Origin of the sequence: Paraburkholderia atlantica (assembly GCF_009362785.1) — a bacterium.
GTDB lineage: Bacteria > Pseudomonadota > Gammaproteobacteria > Burkholderiales > Burkholderiaceae > Paraburkholderia > Paraburkholderia atlantica.
In genome coordinates this window covers 64,839-82,055 of sequence record NZ_WHNQ01000006.1, presented here as the reverse complement: position 1 = coordinate 82,055, position 17,217 = coordinate 64,839, and the positions used below count along the sequence as shown (strand labels likewise).

General features: G+C 64.6%; 19 protein-coding genes. 6 read left to right on the top strand and 13 right to left on the bottom strand.

Features of this window, described 5'->3' with window-relative positions; all coding sequences use genetic code 11:
• Nucleotides 1–10: 10 nt before the first annotated feature.
• The 7 genes from rplI to GCT19_RS11065 all read right to left on the bottom strand — a co-directional run bounded on the left by rplI (nucleotide 11) and on the right by GCT19_RS11065 (nucleotide 4,627).
• Nucleotides 11–463, bottom strand: coding sequence for a 50S ribosomal protein L9 (rplI, locus tag GCT19_RS11095; RefSeq protein ID WP_013089313.1), 453 nt, complete (start codon nucleotides 461–463; stop codon nucleotides 11–13).
• Nucleotides 464–490: 27 nt separating this feature from the next.
• A complete protein-coding gene (gene rpsR / locus GCT19_RS11090) occupies nucleotides 491–766 on the bottom strand; it encodes a 30S ribosomal protein S18 (protein ID WP_008922421.1) in 276 nt (91 codons plus the stop codon).
• A gap of 2 nt (nucleotides 767–768) precedes the next feature.
• Nucleotides 769–1,068: a primosomal replication protein N gene (gene priB, locus GCT19_RS11085; protein ID WP_013089312.1), complete on the bottom strand. Its 300-nt coding sequence runs from the start codon at nucleotides 1,066–1,068 to the stop codon at nucleotides 769–771.
• Between the two features lie 68 nt (nucleotides 1,069–1,136).
• Nucleotides 1,137–1,511 carry a 30S ribosomal protein S6 gene (gene rpsF / locus GCT19_RS11080; RefSeq protein WP_013089311.1) on the bottom strand — a complete coding sequence of 125 codons (375 nt, stop codon included), beginning with the start codon at nucleotides 1,509–1,511 and terminating at the stop codon, nucleotides 1,137–1,139.
• A gap of 192 nt (nucleotides 1,512–1,703) precedes the next feature.
• The gene (locus tag GCT19_RS11075; RefSeq protein ID WP_018432101.1) at nucleotides 1,704–2,651 is read right to left on the bottom strand and encodes an anti-sigma factor family protein; all 948 of its coding nucleotides are present in this window, start codon (nucleotides 2,649–2,651) and stop codon (nucleotides 1,704–1,706) included.
• Complete coding sequence (locus GCT19_RS11070) at nucleotides 2,641–3,525, bottom strand: RNA polymerase sigma factor (protein WP_018432102.1); 885 nt, start codon at nucleotides 3,523–3,525, stop codon at nucleotides 2,641–2,643. Before GCT19_RS11070 ends, GCT19_RS11075 begins: the two co-directional genes overlap by 11 nt.
• A gap of 187 nt (nucleotides 3,526–3,712) precedes the next feature.
• On the bottom strand, nucleotides 3,713–4,627 hold the full coding sequence (locus tag GCT19_RS11065; RefSeq protein WP_018432103.1) for a LysR family transcriptional regulator: 915 nt from the start codon (nucleotides 4,625–4,627) through the stop codon (nucleotides 3,713–3,715).
• A 171-nt stretch (nucleotides 4,628–4,798) separates the two neighbouring features.
• On the opposite strand from GCT19_RS11065, the gene gcl reads away from it, so the two are divergent.
• From gcl to GCT19_RS11050, 3 genes are all read left to right on the top strand, one after another.
• On the top strand, nucleotides 4,799–6,574 hold the full coding sequence (gene gcl, locus GCT19_RS11060) for a glyoxylate carboligase (protein WP_152851937.1): 1,776 nt from the start codon (nucleotides 4,799–4,801) through the stop codon (nucleotides 6,572–6,574).
• A gap of 129 nt (nucleotides 6,575–6,703) precedes the next feature.
• A complete protein-coding gene (gene hyi / locus GCT19_RS11055; protein WP_152851935.1) occupies nucleotides 6,704–7,513 on the top strand; it encodes a hydroxypyruvate isomerase in 810 nt (269 codons plus the stop codon).
• A 50-nt stretch (nucleotides 7,514–7,563) separates the two neighbouring features.
• Complete coding sequence (locus GCT19_RS11050) at nucleotides 7,564–8,475, top strand: 2-hydroxy-3-oxopropionate reductase (protein WP_152851933.1); 912 nt, start codon at nucleotides 7,564–7,566, stop codon at nucleotides 8,473–8,475.
• Between the two features lie 263 nt (nucleotides 8,476–8,738).
• Here GCT19_RS11050 and GCT19_RS11045 read toward each other — a convergent pair whose 3' ends face one another.
• The 6 genes from GCT19_RS11045 to GCT19_RS11020 all read right to left on the bottom strand — a co-directional run bounded on the left by GCT19_RS11045 (nucleotide 8,739) and on the right by GCT19_RS11020 (nucleotide 15,053).
• Nucleotides 8,739–9,785, bottom strand: coding sequence for an asparaginase (locus GCT19_RS11045; protein ID WP_227749233.1), 1,047 nt, complete (start codon nucleotides 9,783–9,785; stop codon nucleotides 8,739–8,741).
• A gap of 53 nt (nucleotides 9,786–9,838) precedes the next feature.
• Nucleotides 9,839–10,765 carry a CysB family HTH-type transcriptional regulator gene (locus GCT19_RS11040; protein ID WP_018432108.1) on the bottom strand — a complete coding sequence of 309 codons (927 nt, stop codon included), beginning with the start codon at nucleotides 10,763–10,765 and terminating at the stop codon, nucleotides 9,839–9,841.
• A gap of 124 nt (nucleotides 10,766–10,889) precedes the next feature.
• Nucleotides 10,890–11,948: a sulfate/molybdate ABC transporter ATP-binding protein gene (locus GCT19_RS11035; protein ID WP_018432109.1), complete on the bottom strand. Its 1,059-nt coding sequence runs from the start codon at nucleotides 11,946–11,948 to the stop codon at nucleotides 10,890–10,892.
• Nucleotides 11,949–12,953: a sulfate ABC transporter permease subunit CysW gene (gene cysW, locus GCT19_RS11030; RefSeq protein ID WP_018432110.1), complete on the bottom strand. Its 1,005-nt coding sequence runs from the start codon at nucleotides 12,951–12,953 to the stop codon at nucleotides 11,949–11,951.
• The gene (gene cysT / locus GCT19_RS11025) at nucleotides 12,950–13,846 is read right to left on the bottom strand and encodes a sulfate ABC transporter permease subunit CysT (protein WP_013089298.1); all 897 of its coding nucleotides are present in this window, start codon (nucleotides 13,844–13,846) and stop codon (nucleotides 12,950–12,952) included. Before cysT ends, cysW begins: the two co-directional genes overlap by 4 nt.
• Nucleotides 13,847–14,006: 160 nt before the next feature.
• Nucleotides 14,007–15,053 carry a sulfate ABC transporter substrate-binding protein gene (locus GCT19_RS11020; RefSeq protein ID WP_018432111.1) on the bottom strand — a complete coding sequence of 349 codons (1,047 nt, stop codon included), beginning with the start codon at nucleotides 15,051–15,053 and terminating at the stop codon, nucleotides 14,007–14,009.
• Nucleotides 15,054–15,364: 311 nt separating this feature from the next.
• Between GCT19_RS11020 and lexA the strand changes: the two genes are divergently transcribed.
• The 3 genes from lexA to GCT19_RS11005 all read left to right on the top strand — a co-directional run bounded on the left by lexA (nucleotide 15,365) and on the right by GCT19_RS11005 (nucleotide 17,189).
• Complete coding sequence (gene lexA / locus GCT19_RS11015) at nucleotides 15,365–16,015, top strand: transcriptional repressor LexA (RefSeq protein ID WP_008922406.1); 651 nt, start codon at nucleotides 15,365–15,367, stop codon at nucleotides 16,013–16,015.
• A 102-nt stretch (nucleotides 16,016–16,117) separates the two neighbouring features.
• On the top strand, nucleotides 16,118–16,462 hold the full coding sequence (locus GCT19_RS11010; RefSeq protein WP_152851929.1) for a hypothetical protein: 345 nt from the start codon (nucleotides 16,118–16,120) through the stop codon (nucleotides 16,460–16,462).
• 118 nt (nucleotides 16,463–16,580) lie between these two features.
• Nucleotides 16,581–17,189: a DUF2939 domain-containing protein gene (locus tag GCT19_RS11005; RefSeq protein WP_152851927.1), complete on the top strand. Its 609-nt coding sequence runs from the start codon at nucleotides 16,581–16,583 to the stop codon at nucleotides 17,187–17,189.
• The last annotated feature ends 28 nt before the right edge of the window (nucleotides 17,190–17,217 follow it).

The window sequence follows — 17,217 nt, the reverse complement described above, 5'->3', positions numbered from 1 at the left end:
AGCGCTCGACTTAGACGTGCTCGCCGATCACCGCCACCGTCACATCGACGAGAACGTCGGTGTGCAGCGAAACCTGAACCGGGTGCTCGCCAACCATCTTCAGCGGGCCTTCCGGCAGACGCACTTGCGCCTTTTCCACTGCGAAGCCTTGCTTGCCCAGTGCTTCAGCGATGTCAGCGTTCGTCACCGAACCGAACAGACGGCCGTCGACGCCAGCCTTCTGATTGATCTGAACCGTCTGACCTGCCAGCTTTTCGCCTTGAGCCTGAGCGGCTGCCAGCTTTTCAGCGGCGACCTTTTCGAGTTCTGCGCGGCGCACTTCGAATTCGGCCAGGGCTTCCTTCGTTGCACGGCGAGCTTGCTTGTTCGGGATCAGGAAGTTACGTGCGTAACCGTCCTTGACCTTCACGATGTCGCCCAGGTTACCCAGATTGACGACTTTTTCCAGAAGAATGATTTGCATTCGGATGCTCCTTATCGCGTCGTCGGGTTAGGCCTTGTGCTGGTCGGTGTACGGCATCAGCGCGAGGAAACGCGCGCGCTTGATAGCCGTGTCCAGCTGGCGTTGATAGTGCGCCTTGGTACCCGTGAGACGTGCCGGCGTGATCTTGCCGTTCTCGCCGATGAAGTCCTTCAGCGTTTCGATGTCTTTGTAGTCGATGTACTCGACGCCAGCGGCCGTGAAACGGCAGAACTTCTTGCGCTTGAAGAGCGGGTTCTGTTGCTGACGACGCTTGTCGAATTTCTTACCAGTCGGGCGGGGCATGATTAGTCCTTTCCAATGTCCTGCAATGCTGTGATGTGAAATACCAGAGTTCGCGCGTTACGGTGCTTTTTAGCCAGAAAACCTGTGAAGAGCGTTTCGACGCCCATCTGACAGTTTTCGAGCTTACCGCTCGCTTCGCCCGCGGCGACCGCCTGCACGGTCAGTTCGACCTGACGGGCAATGCCCGCCTCGACGACTTCCGTGCGGTGGTGCAACGTGCAGCTTGCAATCGGAACGCCGGCGGGGGTATACCGCACCGCTTCGCGTTCGACGACGCTCGCCGTGAGTTGCAGCCGGTTCATGTACTTGAGATGCCTTCGTGTACGTGAGCGGAGCGACGCTGCGTATCTGGTAGCTTAACTAGTGTGTCTTAAGCCTGCGCTTCGGTCGGCTGAGCGGCTGCCGACTTCTTGGCTTCTTCGCGCTGCACTTCCTTCATCATCGGCGACGGGCCGGTTTCGGCCTTCTTCATCTTGACGATGAGGTGACGCAGAACGGCGTCGTTGAACTTGAACGCGTGTTCCAGCTCGTCGAGCGTGGTCTGGTCGCACTCGATGTTCATGCAGACGTAGTGAGCCTTCGCGAGTTTCTCGATCATGTAGGCCAGTTGGCGACGGCCCCAGTCTTCGACGCGGTGGATCTGACCACCGTGCGACGTGATCGTGCTCTTGTAACGTTCGATCATGGCGGGCACTTGCTCGCTTTGATCGGGATGCACGATAAAGACGATTTCGTAATGACGCATTACACACTCCTTGTGCTGACTTTTGGATAGAAGCCGCCCGGGCGTCGGAACCGGTGCGGCAAGTGAGAAGCCGAAGAGTGTAACCCGAATGGGGACGGGTTGCAAGGTATTCCGCCGATTCGGCGGCGGAATCGGACATGTTTTCAAGAGCTTAGGGCGGCGGGTCACGGAAGCCGGGCTGTTTTTGTCCCGTCAACCGGCTTCCGTGCGTTGGCTGCCGCTCTGCAAGCGCGCTCTGAGCGCCGCTTCGAAGCCCGTGAGCGCATCGGGCGCGGCGTCCGTGATCGCCCACCAGGTCATGCCCGCCGCGTCCCAGTGCGCGATCGAATAGCCGTCGTGACCGAGCGCCGCTGGCGCCGCGCCCCCCGCCGTGGACTGCGGAAACACGTACACGTCGATTACGTGCTTGCCGTAGCGGTATACGAGCACCGCGACCCGCTGATGCGCGAGGTAGTCGAGCCGGCCACCCTGAAGCGCGAAGCCGGCCGCCGCGAGGTCCTCGACCGGCGGCGAGTAGTCGAGCCGGCCGTTGAACCATGGCTTCACCGTGTGACGGTCGGTCGAAATCACGTCGATGTCGCGGCCGGAAACCTGGGCGCGCACATGGCTTTCGACGAGTTCGTCGGTGAACGGCGAGGATGCGGTCGGGCGGTGCAGCGTCAGCGTCAGCACCGCGGCGGCCGCGCACAACGCGATCACCAGTGCCGCGAGGCCGCCGCGAGACGCCGCGCGGTTTGCACCGCCCGCGCCGAGCGGGTCGCCGAAGCCCCCGAGCCATCCGTCGAGCCAGCCGGGCCACCGCGCCCCGCGACGCTGACGCCGAGGTCGCTGCGTCGGCGGCTGCGTCATCCCGGCGGCAGACTCCTTCGGTGCATCGTCAGGCGCGGCCGTCGCGGCCGACACCGCGGACCCTTCGTCGCCGACGCCGGGCAAGCCCGCCACGATCCGCGCCCGCAACGACTGCGGCGCCCGATGATACGGCGCCGCGCGCAGCGCGCCGCTCAGCGCGCGCACGTTGTCGCTCGCGCGCCGGCAGTCGTCGCAGCCCTCGATATGCTGCTGGACCCGGCGCGCATCGGGCGCCGGCAGTTCGTGATCGGCATTCGCATCGAGGAGCGGCCGAGCTTCGTTACAGTCCATCCGGCGTCTCCTGAGCGGGGTCGGCGGCAGCGCCGGGAATGTTGAGGGGCCGGCCGTCGGCAAACGCCCGGAGCTGTGTCACTGTTGCGGTGGCGGGCATACCCGCCGACGATGCCGGGCGACCGTCGCCTGAACTTCTGGCCGGCTGGGCGCAGGGTGCAGGCGGCGCGGTGGCCGCCGACCTCGCGAGTCGCCCGGATTGCGCGTCCCGATCCGACCGCGCCTCCGGCCGGCTACCCTGCCCGCCCTTGCGCCCCTTGCCACCCTGCTCCCCTCCGCCTCGCTGCTGCGCCATCAACACCTCCGCCAGCTTGCGCCGCCCACGCGCGAGCCGCGACATCACCGTACCGATCGGCACGTCGGCCACCACCGCGATCTCCCGATATCCCATCTCTTCGAGCTCACGCAAGATCAGCACCTCGCGATACTCGACCGGCAAAAGCGCCAGCGCATCGTGCACCAGTCGCACGTCCTCGTCGCGGATCAGCAGCGTCTGCGGATCGTCGCCGCCAGCGCTCCAGCCGTCGAGGGTCGCATCGTCCATCGTTTCGTCGAATTCGAGCATGTCGTGCGACGGCGCGCGCCGCCGCCATTCCGTGTACCAGGTGCGGCGCACGATCGCGAGCAGCCAAGGCCGCGCGGAGTCGCCGCGAAACGTATCGAAGAAGCGGAACGCGCGCATGAACGCTTCCTGCACGACGTCCTCGGCATCGTTCGGATTGCCGCACAGCCAGCGCGCGAGGTTGTACGCGGCGTCGAGATGCGGCAACGCCAGCTGCTGGAAGCGGCGGCTTTTCGCTGCATCGGCATCGGCGTCGGTGCCAGCATTTGGCTCGCCGCGCGCGCTGGCGGCGTCTGAGTCGGTCTGGACCACGTGGGTCCCTCCAAGGGCATGGCGGCTGCGTCGTGCGGGTCGCTGCTGTCGAGCGCCCCGCGTGGTGTCGTTGCTGACGTGTCTTTCACAGCAGAACTGGCCATAGACCCAGTTTATTCCCGACTTCCGCCGAGAATCGCCAAAAGTTCGGGCTCGCCCGCGCGCCTCCCGCCAACTAGTACGCCCGCTAGTACGACGGCCGGTTCCAGTAGTCGTCGCTCGCGTACACGTCTTTCAGATAGTCGATGAAATAGCGCACCCGCGCCGGCACGTAGCGCTGCTGCGGATAGACAGCAAGGATGTCGTAATCGGGCAGCGCATACTCGTCGAGCACGGTTTCGAGCTCGCCGCGCGCGAGCTGCTGCTGGATTTCCCATGTCGAGCGCCAGCCGAGTCCGAGCCCTTCCGAAACCCAGCGATGCAGCAGTTCGCCATCGTTGCAGTCGAGCGAGCCGCCTACTCGCACCGTCGCGAGCTTGCCGTTGCGGCGGAAGTACCAGCCGCGGTTCTGCCCGCCTTGCAGATTGAACGCGAGGCAGTTGTGGGCCGGCAGGTCCTCGAGCGTCTTCGGCTTGCCGTGACGGCGGAAATACTCGGGCGTACCGCACACCACACGCCGGTTCGACGCCAGCTTCACCGCGACGAAGTTCGGATCGACCGTGCCGCCGATGCGAATCGACAGGTCGTAACCCTCGCGCACCAGATCGACGACCCGGTCGGTCAGATTGAACGACATCTGCAACCCGGGTTTGTCGCGCAAAAACGCGGGCGCGAGCGGCGCGACGTGCTTGCGGCCGAACGCGGCCGGCGCCGACACGATCAGATGGCCGTTCACCGCGCGGCGCCCCGCGCTCAGTTCGTTTTCCGCCTGATCCCATTCGCTGAGGAGACCGCGGCAGCGTTCGAGAAACGCGGCGCCGTCCTCGCTGACCACCAGCCGCCGCGTCGTGCGATACATCAGCTTCACGCCGAGGCGCTTCTCCAGCGCGTCGATACGCCGCCCGAGAATCACCGGCGACACGCCCTCCTCGAGCGCCGCCGCCGCGAGACTGCCCGCATCGGCGACCCGCACGAAGGTTTCGATCTGTTTGAAGCGGTCCATGCTCGTCTCCCACCTGTCTGTTGCCGGGCCGATGGCGGCCGTGCGCCGGGCGTCACGCCATTCCATACTTTTTGTTTCGGAATAAGCGACCCGGACTGATCTTATCAAACCTTTGGCGCAGCCCTACAGTGTCCCTCAACCGACGTAATTACCGACATTGAGGAGACATTCATGGCCAAGATGAGAGCCGTCGACGCCGCCGTTCTGGTGCTCGAAAAAGAAGGCATCGATACCGCGTTCGGCGTGCCGGGCGCGGCGATCAACCCGTTCTACTCGGCGATGCGCAAAGCCGGCGGCATCAGCCACGTGCTCGCGCGTCACGTCGAGGGCGCATCGCACATGGCCGAGGGCTATACGCGTGCCCAGCCGGGCAACATCGGCGTATGCATCGGCACATCGGGCCCCGCCGGCACCGACATGATCACCGGTTTGTATTCCGCTCAGGCCGACTCGATTCCTATTCTGGCTATCACAGGTCAGGCGCCACGCGCGCGTCTGTACAAGGAAGACTTCCAGGCCGTCGATATCGAAGCGATCGCGAAGCCCGTCACCAAGTGGGCCGTGACCGTGCGCGAACCGGCGCTGGTGCCGCGCGTGTTCCAGCAGGCGTTCCATCTGATGCGCTCGGGCCGTCCGGGTCCGGTGCTGGTCGACTTGCCGATCGACGTGCAGCTCGCCGAAATCGAATTCGATATCGACACGTACGAACCGCTGCCGGTCTACAAGCCGAAGGCGACCCGCAAGCAGATCGAAGCGGCGCTGACGCTGCTCAACGATGCCGACAAGCCGTTGATCGTATCGGGCGGCGGTGTGTTGAACGCGGTGGCCGAAGATCTGCTCGTGAAGTTCGCCGAAACGGTGGGCGTGCCGGTGATCCCGACGCTGATGTCCTGGGGCGCGATTCCCGACGACCATCCGCTGATGGCCGGCATGGTCGGTCTGCAGACCTCGCATCGCTACGGCAACGCAACGATGCTCGCGTCCGACTTCGTGCTCGGCATCGGCAACCGCTGGGCCAACCGTCACACCGGCAGCGTCGATGTCTATACGAAGGGCCGCAAGTTCGTGCATGTCGATATCGAACCGACGCAGATCGGCCGTGTGTTCGGCCCGGATCTCGGCATCGTGTCGGACGCGAAGGCCGCGCTCGAACTGTTCGTCGAAGTCGCCGGCGAGTGGAAGGCCGCGGGCAAGCTGAAGGATCGCAGCGCGTGGGTCGCCGATTGCCAGCAACGCAAGCGCACGATGCTGCGCAAGACCCACTTCGACAACGTGCCGATGAAGCCGCAGCGCGTCTACGAAGAGATGAACCAGGTGTTCGGCCGCGATACCTGCTACGTGAGCACCATCGGCTTGTCGCAGATCGCCGCCGCGCAATTCCTGCACGTGTACAAGGCGCGCAACTGGATCAACTGCGGCCAGGCGGGCCCGCTCGGCTGGACGATTCCGGCGGCGCTCGGCGTGCGCGCGGCCGATCCGCAACGGCCGATCGTCGCGCTGTCCGGCGACTACGACTTCCAGTTCATGATCGAAGAGCTCGCGGCCGGCGCGCAATTCAAGCTGCCGTACGTGCATGTCGTCGTGAACAACTCGTACCTCGGGCTGATCCGCCAGGCCCAGCGCGCGTTCGAAATGGACTACTGCGTGCAGCTCGGCTTCGAGAACATCAATTCACCGGAGACCAACGGCTATGGCGTCGATCACGTCGCGGTCGCCGAAGGTCTGGGCTGCAAGGCGATTCGCGTGTTCAAGCCGGAAGAGTTGAAGCCGGCGCTGCAAAAAGCGCAGTCGATGCTCGCCGAGTTCAACGTGCCGGTGATCGTCGAAGTGATTCTCGAGCGCGTGACCAACATCTCGATGGGCACCGAGATCGACGCGATCAACGAGTTCGAGGAACTCGCCGAGAAGCGCGAGGACGCGCCGACCGCGATCAGCCTGCTCGACTGAGCGTCGCGCCTTCGCGGTATCCGCAGCATTCAGCGCGCACGATGCGCGAGGGCCGAGCTCACGCTCCGCGCCCTCGCCTCATCACGCCCGGCGCGCCATTCCCTGACCGACCTGAGAGACAAACGCACCATGCCAAAATTCGCAGCGAACCTGACGATGCTGTTCAACGAAGTGCCGTTCCTCGACCGTTTCGCGGCAGCAGCCAATGCCGGCTTTCACGCCGTCGAATTCCTGTTCCCGTATCCGTATTCGATCGCCGAATTGAGCGAACGTCTGCAGCAGAACCGCCTGAAGCTGGTGCTGCACAACCTGCCGGCGGGCAACTGGGAAGCCGGCGAACGCGGCATCGCGTGTCTGCCCGAGCGGGTCGCCGAGTTCCAGGAAGGCGTCGGACGTGCGATCGAATACGCAAGCGCGTTGAAGGTGCCGCAACTGAACTGCCTCGTCGGCATTCCGGGCGCGAACATCTCTGCCGACACCGCCCGCGCGACGATCGTCGACAACCTGCGCTTTGCCGCGCGCGAGTTGAAGAAGGCCGGCATCCGGCTGCTCGTCGAGCCGTGCAACTCATACGATATCCCGGGCTTCGCGCTGAACCGTTCACGCGATGGACTCGACGTGATTCGCGAGGTCGGCTCGGACAATCTGTTCCTGCAATACGACATCTATCACATGCAGCGGATGGAAGGCGAACTCGCGGCGACGATCGAAAAGAACCTCGCGCAGATCGCGCATATCCAGCTCGCGGACAACCCCGGACGGCACGAGCCGGGCACCGGCGAGATCAACTATCCGTATCTGTTCGCGCTGCTCGACTCGCTCGGCTACGACGGCTACGTCGGTTGCGAATACAAGCCGCGCACGACGACCGAGGCCGGCCTCGGCTGGGTGCAAAGCGTGGCCGGTCAGGCGCGCGGCGCGGCGCACGCGGCGGCTTGAGACGCGTTGGGCTCAACGCACGCCCCCTATAACCCTGGAGATTCACACACATGGCAAAGATCGGCTTCATCGGACTCGGCATCATGGGCGCCCACATGGCGCGCAACCTCATCAAGGGCGGTCACACGCTGTTCGTGAACGGCGCGTATCCGGTGCCGGACGACATCGCGAAGAGCACAAACGTAGTCGCCAGTTCGACCGCGGTCGCGCAGGCCGCCGACATCGTCATCATCATGGTGCCGGACACGCCTGACGTCGCCAACGTGCTGTTCGCCGACGACGGCGTCGCCGCGGGTCTCACCAAAGGCAAGCTCGTGATCGACATGAGCTCGATCTCGCCGCTCGACACTCAGGCGTTCGCGAAGAAGATCAACGCGCTAGGCGTCGACTATCTCGATGCACCGGTGTCCGGCGGCGAAATCGGCGCGCGCGATGCATCGCTGACGATCATGGTCGGCGGCCCCGAAAAAGCCTTTGCGCTAGCCAAGCCGCTGTTCGAACTGATGGGCAAGAACATCTCGCTGATCGGCGAGAACGGCGCGGGTCAGACCTGCAAGGTCGCGAACCAGATCATCGTGGCGCTGAACATCGAAGCGGTCGCGGAAGCGCTGCTGTTCGCGTCGCGCTCGGGCGCCGATCCGGAGCGCGTGCGCCGCGCGTTGATGGGCGGCTTCGCGTCATCGCGGATTCTCGAAGTGCATGGCGAGCGCATGACGAAGCGCACGTTCAATCCGGGCTTTCGAATCGAACTGCATCAGAAGGACCTGAATCTCGCGCTCGATGGCGCGCGCAAGCTTGGCATCGCGCTGCCGCATACCGCGAGCGCGCAGCAGTTGTTCAGCGTCTGTGCGGCGAATGGCGGCAAGGCGTGGGATCACTCGGCGATGGTGCGCGCGCTCGAGATCATGGCGAATCATGAGGTCGCGCAAACGCCGGACAGCAACGAAGCGAAGGCGGCTTGAGGTCTCGCTTCGTGGTTCCTGTGTGATTGATCTCGTCGTCGATTGCGCTGATGACCGCTTCGGCATCCGCGAGGGGATGATGAGCACAAGTGGGGCGCCCGTTCGTCGCCCGGCGGCTTAGGCTGCTGGCGCGGGAAAACGGGCAAATCGCGCCGCTCTGGGCTGAGAGCGGCAAGTGGGGTCCGCAGCGGCACCCGGCGACGCCGAGGAAGCCTTGGTCGGTCAGACGTCGTCGTCGGGTGTCCGGCTGTCGGATTCGTCAATCAGTAGGTATCGAACACCCGCTGCAACGCAGCCGGCGCCGCATGGCCCGCTGCCAGCGCCAGCATCAACAGCACGCGCGCCTTGTACGGATTCAGCGTACCGGCGCTGACGAAGCCGAGCGCATCGTCAGCGGCGGCGCCGTTGCGCATCACATGTCCCGAGCCCACACGCGACGAGCGCACTACCGCGATCCCGCGCGACACCGCCTCGGCGAGCGCCTGCTGCAACGCCTGATGGATCGAGCCATTGCCCGTGCCCGCGACTACGATGCCGCGCACGCCCGCGGCGACGAGCGCGTCGACGGCAATGCGCGACACACCCGCATAGCTCGCGACGATCTCCACGTGCGGCCACACCGTATCGATCGCGAACCCGCTCGCAAGCGTATGCGCGCGCACCACGCCGCGCTGAAACTCGACGCGGCCATCCTGCACCCAACCGAGCGCACCGATTTCCGGCGACTGGAACGCGTCGACCGCATAGGTGCTCGTCTTCACGACGTCGCGCGCGCAATGGATGCGGTTGTTGAATGCGACCAGCACGCCCTGCCCGCGCGCAGCCGCATGCGCCGCGACCGTCACCGCGTTCAGCAGATTCAACGGACCATCGGCCGATAGCGCCGACGCCGGCCGCATCGCCGCGGTCAGCACGACGGGCTTGTCCGACTTGACGGTCAGATGCAGCAGGTAGGCGGTTTCTTCGAGCGTGTCGGTGCCATGCGTGACGACCACGCCGTCGACGTCGTCCGTCGCGAGCAGCGTGTTGATACGTTGCGCGAGCGTGGTCCACAGCGGCAGCGCCATGTCCTTGCTATCGACGCTGGCGATCTGCTCCGGCGCGATGCGCGCGACCGTCGACAGCGCCGGCACCGCCGCGAGCAACTGATCGACGCCGACGACGCCCGCCTGATAGCCGGACGTATTGGCGGCATCCGGTGCGGCGCCGGCGATCGTGCCGCCAGTCGCGAGCACGGCGATGCGCGGCAACGAGGAAGTGGCGCCCGGCGTGCAGGGAGGAGTCGGGAGAGAGGAAGTCGAGGTATTCATGGCGGCGATTGTAAGCGATGCATCGCGCGCCGCCATGCGTGAAAGCGCGAGGCTTAAGCGGCCTCGCGCAACTGCGCCGCGATATCGGTCTCGCTCAGTTGCGGCGCGAACATCTCGATCAGCCGATACGCGTACGCACGCAGGAACGCGCCCTTGCGCAGACCGACGCGCGTCGTGCTCGCCTCGAACAGATGCTGCGTATCCAGCGCGACGAGTTCGGTGTCGCGCTTCGGATCGTAGGCCATCGCCGCGACCACGCCGATGCCCATGCCGAGCTCGACGTAGGTCTTGATCACGTCGGCGTCGATCGCGGTCAGCACGACGTCGGGCAACGCGCCTGCTTTCGCGAATGCCTGGTCGATATGCGAGCGGCCCGTGAAATCCTGGTCGTACGTGACGATCGGGAATTCGGCGATCTCGTCGAGCGTCAGGTTTTCACGGCCGACCAGCGGATGATCCTTCGGCACCACCACCACGTGATGCCACGAATAGCACGGGAACGTGACGATGTCGGGGAAGCGGTCGAGCGCCTCGGTCGAGATGCCGATATCGGCCTCGCCGTTGATGATCATCTGCGCGATCTGCTGCGGGCTGCCCTGGCGCAGCGCCAGATGCACTTTCGGGAACACCGACGTGAACTGGCGAACCACCTTCGGCAACGCATAACGCGCCTGCGTATGGGTGGTCGCGACAACGAGGTGTCCGCTGTCCTGATCCGCGTATTGACGCGCGACGCGGCGCAGATTCTCCGCATCGAGCAGCATCCGCTCGATCAACTGATGCACGGCCTTGCCCGGTTCGGTGAGGCCCGTCAGCCGCTTGCCGCGGCGAACGAAAATGTCGACGCCGAGTTCGTCCTCGAGATCCTTGATCTGCTTCGACACGCCCGACTGCGACGTGTACAGCACGTTCGCCACTTCGGTCAGGTTCATGTTCTGCCGCACGGCCTCGCGCACGAAGCGCAATTGCTGGAAATTCATCGTTGGGTCTCCGGTTCTGCCAGAGTTGAGTTATTAGAGCCGCCGAACGCCAAATGGGACCACTCGGTGCGACGGCTGATACGTTTTTCTTCCGGTTCGAGCGCCACACCGCGGCGCTGCCCTCTCACTGCGCCGGAAACACCCGCAGCGCGCGAGGCACCGCGGTCACGCCGTCGCCGACCGCGAGTTGCAGATCGCGCCACGTTTCGCGATCGAGTTCGGCTTCGAGCAGATTGCCCTCGCGACCCGCGAGTTCGACGCGCACCGAGCCGCCGAGCGTCACCACGCGCCGCACGTCGACGACGATGCCGTCGCGATGCCCGGCCGCCTGCGGATACAACTGCAGGTCATGCGGCCGCACATAGGCGAACGCGGGGCCACTGAAACCCGCCGAAATGGAGACCGGCAGCGCGGCGCCATCGACGACGAAACCTTGCGCATCGACGTTGCCGTGCAGACGGTTCGCCGCGCCGAGAAACTCGTACACGAACGGCGTCTGCGGATGGTCGTACACGTCCTGCGGGCTGCCCACCTGCTCGACATGCCCGCGATTGAGCACGACGATGCGATCGGCTACTTCGAGCGCTTCTTCCTGATCGTGCGTGACGAAGATCGTCGAGATATGCAGATCGTCATGCAAACGGCGCAGCCAGCTGCGCAGTTCCTTGCGCACCTTCGCGTCGAGCGCGCCGAACGGCTCGTCGAGCAGCAGCACCTTCGGCTCGACGGCCAACGCGCGCGCGAGCGCAATGCGTTGCCGCTGACCACCGGACAGCTCAGACGGATAGCGTTGCGCGAGCCAATCGAGCTGCACAAGCTTCAGCAGTTCATGCACCTTCTCGCGAATCACCTTCTCCGACGGACGTTCCTTGCGCGGCTTTACGCGCAGGCCGAACGCGACGTTCTCGAACACCGTCATATGACGGAACAGCGCGTAATGCTGAAACACGAAGCCCACCTCACGCTCGCGCGCGCCGACCGCCGCGACGTCCTGGCCTAGCAGCTCGACCTGGCCGCCGTCCGCGTATTCGAGGCCGGCGATCACACGCAGCAAGGTCGTCTTGCCGCAACCCGATGGCCCGAGCAGCGCGACGAGTTCGCCCGGCGGAAAGTCGAGCGACACGTTGTCGAGCGCGACGAAATCGCCGAAGCGCTTTTGCAGGTTACGAACGGTGATACCCATTTACAGCTCTCCTTGCTTGAGCGGATGTCGCTGCGACGCAGGCGTGGCGTTGACGAAAAACGAACGAGAAGCGGACTGCGCGCTATTGGCCTGTGATGCATCGGCCGGCGCCGGCCCCGCATGCGCGGGCACCTCACGCGCCGCAGACAGTTCCGCCGACATATGGCGCTCGGCCAGCAGCTTGAGCCCCAGCGTGACCAGCGCCAGCAGCGCGAGCAGCGAGGCCACGGCGAACGCGGCCGAGAAGTTGTACTCGTTGTAGAGGATTTCGACGTGCAGCGGCATCGTGTCCGTCTGCCCGCGAATATGGCCGGACACCACCGACACCGCGCCGAACTCGCCCATCGCCCGCGCATTGCACAGAATCACGCCGTACAGCAGGCCCCACTTGACGTTCGGCAGCGTCACACGACGGAACGTCTGCCAGCCCGATGCGCCGAGCACGTGCGCGGCTTCTTCCTCGTCGTTGCCCTGCGCCTGCATCAGCGGAATCAGCTCGCGCGCGACGAACGGGAACGTGACGAAGATCGTCGCGAGCACGATGCCCGGCACCGCGAAAATGATCTGCACGTTGCGGTCTTCGAGCCACGGGCCGAACCAGCCCTGCGCGCCGAACATCAGCACGTAGATCAGACCGGAGATCACCGGCGACACCGAAAACGGCAGGTCGATCAGCGTGGTCAGCAGTGCCTTGCCACGGAACTCGAACTTCGCGATACACCACGACGCCGCGAGGCCGAATACGAGGTTCAGCGGCACCGCGATCGCCGCGGTGAGCAGCGTCAGCTTGATCGCCGACAGCGCATCCGGATCGGCGAGCGCTTCGAAGTAAAAACGCAGCCCCTTGTTCAGTGCCTGATAGAACACCGCGGCGAGCGGCACGACGAGGAACAGCGTCAGAAACAGCAGTGCGACGCCAATCAGCAGCCAGCGCACGACGGGCGACTCACTGACCGGATCGGGGCGACGCGCGACGCTCGCCGGGTTGGTCGGAACGCGGCTCATTGCACACCTCCACCGATTGCCGCGACGCTCGTCGCCGCTGGCGCCGGACCGGCATTGCCGCGGCTCGTGCGCCGCTGCAGCCACCACTGCAGCGTGTTGATCAGCAGCAGCATCAGGAACGACACGACCAGCATCACGACCGCGAGCGCCGTCGCGCCCGCGTAGTCGTATTGTTCGAGCTTCGTGATGATCAGAAGCGACGTGATCTCCGACTTCATCGGCACGTTCCCCGCGATGAAGATCACCGAGCCGTATTCGCCGAGCGCGCGCGCGAACGCGAGCGCGAAGCCGGTCAGCAGCGCCGGGAACACGGCCGGCAGCACGACGCGGCGAAACGTCAGCCAGCGCGACGCGCCGAGGCACGCCGCCGCCTCCTCCTGCTCGCGCTCGAACTCCTCGAGCACCGGCTGCACCGTGCGCACGACGAACGGCAGCCCGATGAAGGTCAGCGCGACCAGCACGCCGGCCGGCGTGAACGCGATCTTGATGCCGAGCGGCACGAGGAACTGGCCGATCCAGCCGTTGCCCGCATACACGGCGGCGAGCGAGATGCCCGCGACCGAAGTAGGCAGCGCGAACGGCAGATCGACGACCGCATCGACGATGCGCTTGAACGGAAACGTGTAGCGCACCAGCACCCACGCGACGAGAAAGCCGAACACCGCGTTGATCAGCGCGCCGCCGAGCGCTGAGAAGAACGTCAGCCGATAGGACGCGAGTACGCGCGGCGACGTGACCGCGCGCACGAACTGGTCCCAGTCGAGCGTCGCGGTTTTCAGAAAGGTCGCCGCCAATGGAATCAGCACCACGAGGCTCAAATAAGCCACCGTGATGCCGAGTGTCAGGCCAAAGCCGGGCAATGCGCTCGGCTTGCGGAAGGTCAACGTGGTCATGCTGGATACTCGTTCATGGTTGCTGCTCGCGCGGTGGTTCGTTTTGCTGTGTTGCGGTACTGCGGTATTCCCGCCTTGCTGGCCACCGGACCCCGGTTAGCCGAAAGCGCGCCCATTGGGCGCGCCCTTTTGCCTATGCCCGTGATTCAGGCGGTGGTTCTTACTGCGGCTGATAAATCGAATCGAACACGCCGCCGTCCGCGAAATGGGTCTTCTGCGCGTTGGTCCAGCCGCCGAACGAATCGTCGATCGTGTAGAGCTTCAGCTTCGGAAACTTCGCGGTCAGATCGGCCGGCACCTTGTTCGAACGCGGACGATAGAAATTGCGCGCGGCGATCTCCTGGCCTTCCTCGCTATACAGGAAGTTCAGATACGCGTCGGCCAGCTTGCGCGTGCCGTGTTTGTCGACGACCTTGTCGACCACCGCGACCGGCGGCTCGGCCAGGATGCTCACCGACGGCACCACGATCTCGAACTTATCCGGACCGAACTCCTTCACCGACAGGAATGCCTCGTTTTCCCACGCGATCAGCACGTCGCCGATATCGCGCTGCACGAAGCTGGTGGTCGCGCCGCGCGCGCCCGAATCGAGCACGCCGGCGTTCTTGTACAGCTTGCCGACGAACTCCTTGGCCTTCTGATCGTTGCCGCCCGGCTGATGCGCGGCGTACGCCCACGCGGCCAGGTAGTTCCAGCGCGCGCCGCCGGAGGTCTTCGGATTCGGCGTCACGATCGACACGCCCGGCTTCACCAGATCGTCCCAATCCTTGATGTGCTTCGGGTTGCCCTTGCGCACGAGGAACACGATCGTCGACGTGTACGGCGAGGCGTTGTCCGGCAGACGCTTCTGCCAGTTCTTGTCGACGAGCCCCTTGTTCGCGATGGCGTCGATGTCATATGCGAGCGCGAGCGTCACGACGTCGGCCTGCAGACCGTCGACCACGGAGCGAGCCTGCGCGCCCGAGCCGCCGTGAGACTGCTTGAAGGTGACGGCTTCGCCGGTCTTGGCCTTCCATTCCTTGCCGAATGCCTGATTGATGTCCTGATACAGCTCGCGCGTCGGATCGTAGGACACGTTCAGAATCGTGGTGTCGGCGTGCGCGACACCGCTAGCGCCCAACATGCCGAGCGTACCCGCCGCGCCGACGGCAAGCGCCGTGATCAGTTTTTTGGTTCGAGCCGCAAGCCCCGTATGCCGATGGTTCATTTCAGTTTTTCTCCGCGTGATGTCCGCTGTTGAGCGTCCGGTGTCGTTTTGCGTCGCGGTCACGTGCACATGAGCGCCAACCCGGGGGCCAGTCTATCGAAGGCCTTTCATCATTAAAAATAATGTTTCTTCATGTTTTAATGCCCAAAAGTGGTAACGGCAGACGCGCCGGCTGTTCAGACGCCGAAATCGCCGCCATGTCGCCGATAAACGACGCCCCAGCGCGCCCCTTGCGTCGAACTTAAAGTAAAGCTTGAAATGCGCCGAATACTGTATAAAAATACAGTCACCTGTTCATACATACAGTGGCCATGACAAAACTCACCGCACGACAGCAGCAGGTTTTCGATCTGATCCGCCGCGCGATCGAACGCACCGGCTTTCCGCCCACTCGCGCGGAGATTGCCGCCGAGCTCGGTTTCAGCTCGGCCAATTCCGCGGAAGAGCATCTGCGCGCGCTGGCGCGCAAGGGCGTGATCGAACTGGCGGCCGGCGCGTCGCGCGGCATCCGCCTGCTGTCCGGGCAGGAGGATGCGCCGCACCAGTTCACGCTGCCGCATGCGGGCCTGATGCAGTTGTCACTGCCGCTGATCGGCCGGGTTGCGGCGGGTAGCCCGATCCTCGCGCAGGAACATATCTCGCAGCACTACGCGTGCGACCCGGCGCTCTTCTCGAGCAAGCCCGACTACCTGCTGAAGGTGCGCGGCCTGTCGATGCGCGACGCGGGCATTCTCGACGGCGACCTGCTCGCGGTGCAAAAGCGCAGCGAGGCGAAAGACGGCCAGATCATCATTGCGCGGCTTGGCGACGACGTGACGGTCAAGCGTCTGAAGCGCCGGCCGAACGGCATCGAGCTGATCGCCGAAAACCCCGACTACGACAACATCTTCGTGGAAACCGGCAGCGCGGATTTCGCGCTCGAAGGGATCGCGGTCGGACTGATTCGCCCCAGCGAGTTCTGATTTTTCGCTGTCGCCGGAACGCTCGCGCCGGTGTGTCCGACCCAAGCCGCATTTACGCCCGCATTACGCCGCGCATTTAAGCCGCATCGTCTGGAGAGACTCATGGAACGCCTTGCCCGCCTGCTGCCTTTTCGCCAGTTCGGCCGTCTGCGCCATCTGCGCAAGCTCACGCCTTGCGCGCCGATCGAGGTGTCCTCGGCGCGCACGCCGTCGCTGTTCGACGTGCCTGCCGAAGCTTGCGGTCTGCCGTCGTCGTTGCCGGCGTTTGCGCGCGTATCGCTGAATTCGGCGCTGAATATCGCGGAGCCCGCGCGCCGCGCTCCGGTGCGGGTCTATCATGGTCCGTCGCGACTGATCATGGTCGGCACGGTCGACGCCGTATGCCGTATGATCGATCGTTGCATAGCCGACGAAGCCAACGTGCACGGCGCGGTGTTCGAAGCCTGAGCGATTCCTGAGCACGCATGCAATAAGCACTTCGGATGTTCAGAGATTCGCGTGGGATGGGATCGTTTCGACCTCGCCGTGGTCGACGTTAGATCATCACTGACGTGGAGTCCCATCGATGACAATTCCGAAACGCACACAGGGCAGCGCCACCCGGCCGCTGCTGATCACGCTGATCGTGGTGATCGTGATTGCCGCGCTGGGGTTTATTTACGCGTCACCGTATCTCGCGGTGAACAATCTCAAACGCGCGGCAGACGCGCGCGACGCGCAAACCGTCAATCAGTACGTCGACTTCCCCGCGCTACGCGATAGCCTGAAGCAGCAGGTGGGCGCCATGCTGACACGCCGACTCGAGGCGGATGCCGGCAACAAGATGGCCACGATCGGCGCGGTGATCGGCGTGACACTGATCGGCCCGCTCGTCGATGCCTATGCGACACCCGACGGCGTCGCGGCACTGCTGAACGGCATGCCGCCGCGTGGCACCCCGGGCGAACAACCGTCCGCGCCGCCAGCCGCGGGCGGCGGAGCACCAGCCGCGGGCGACACCACCACTCAGGCAAGCGCGCCGCCCCCCGGGCGTCAAAGCACGGCCGGCTATCGCAGTCTCAACGAGTTCGTTGTCACGTACCGGCGCGGCGAAGGCAACGCGAACTATTCGGCGATCTTTCGTCGTGAAGGTCTGGTCACGTGGAAACTCGCGGCCATCAATCTGAACGAGTGAGGTTCAAGCCGTGAACTGAAGGGATGCG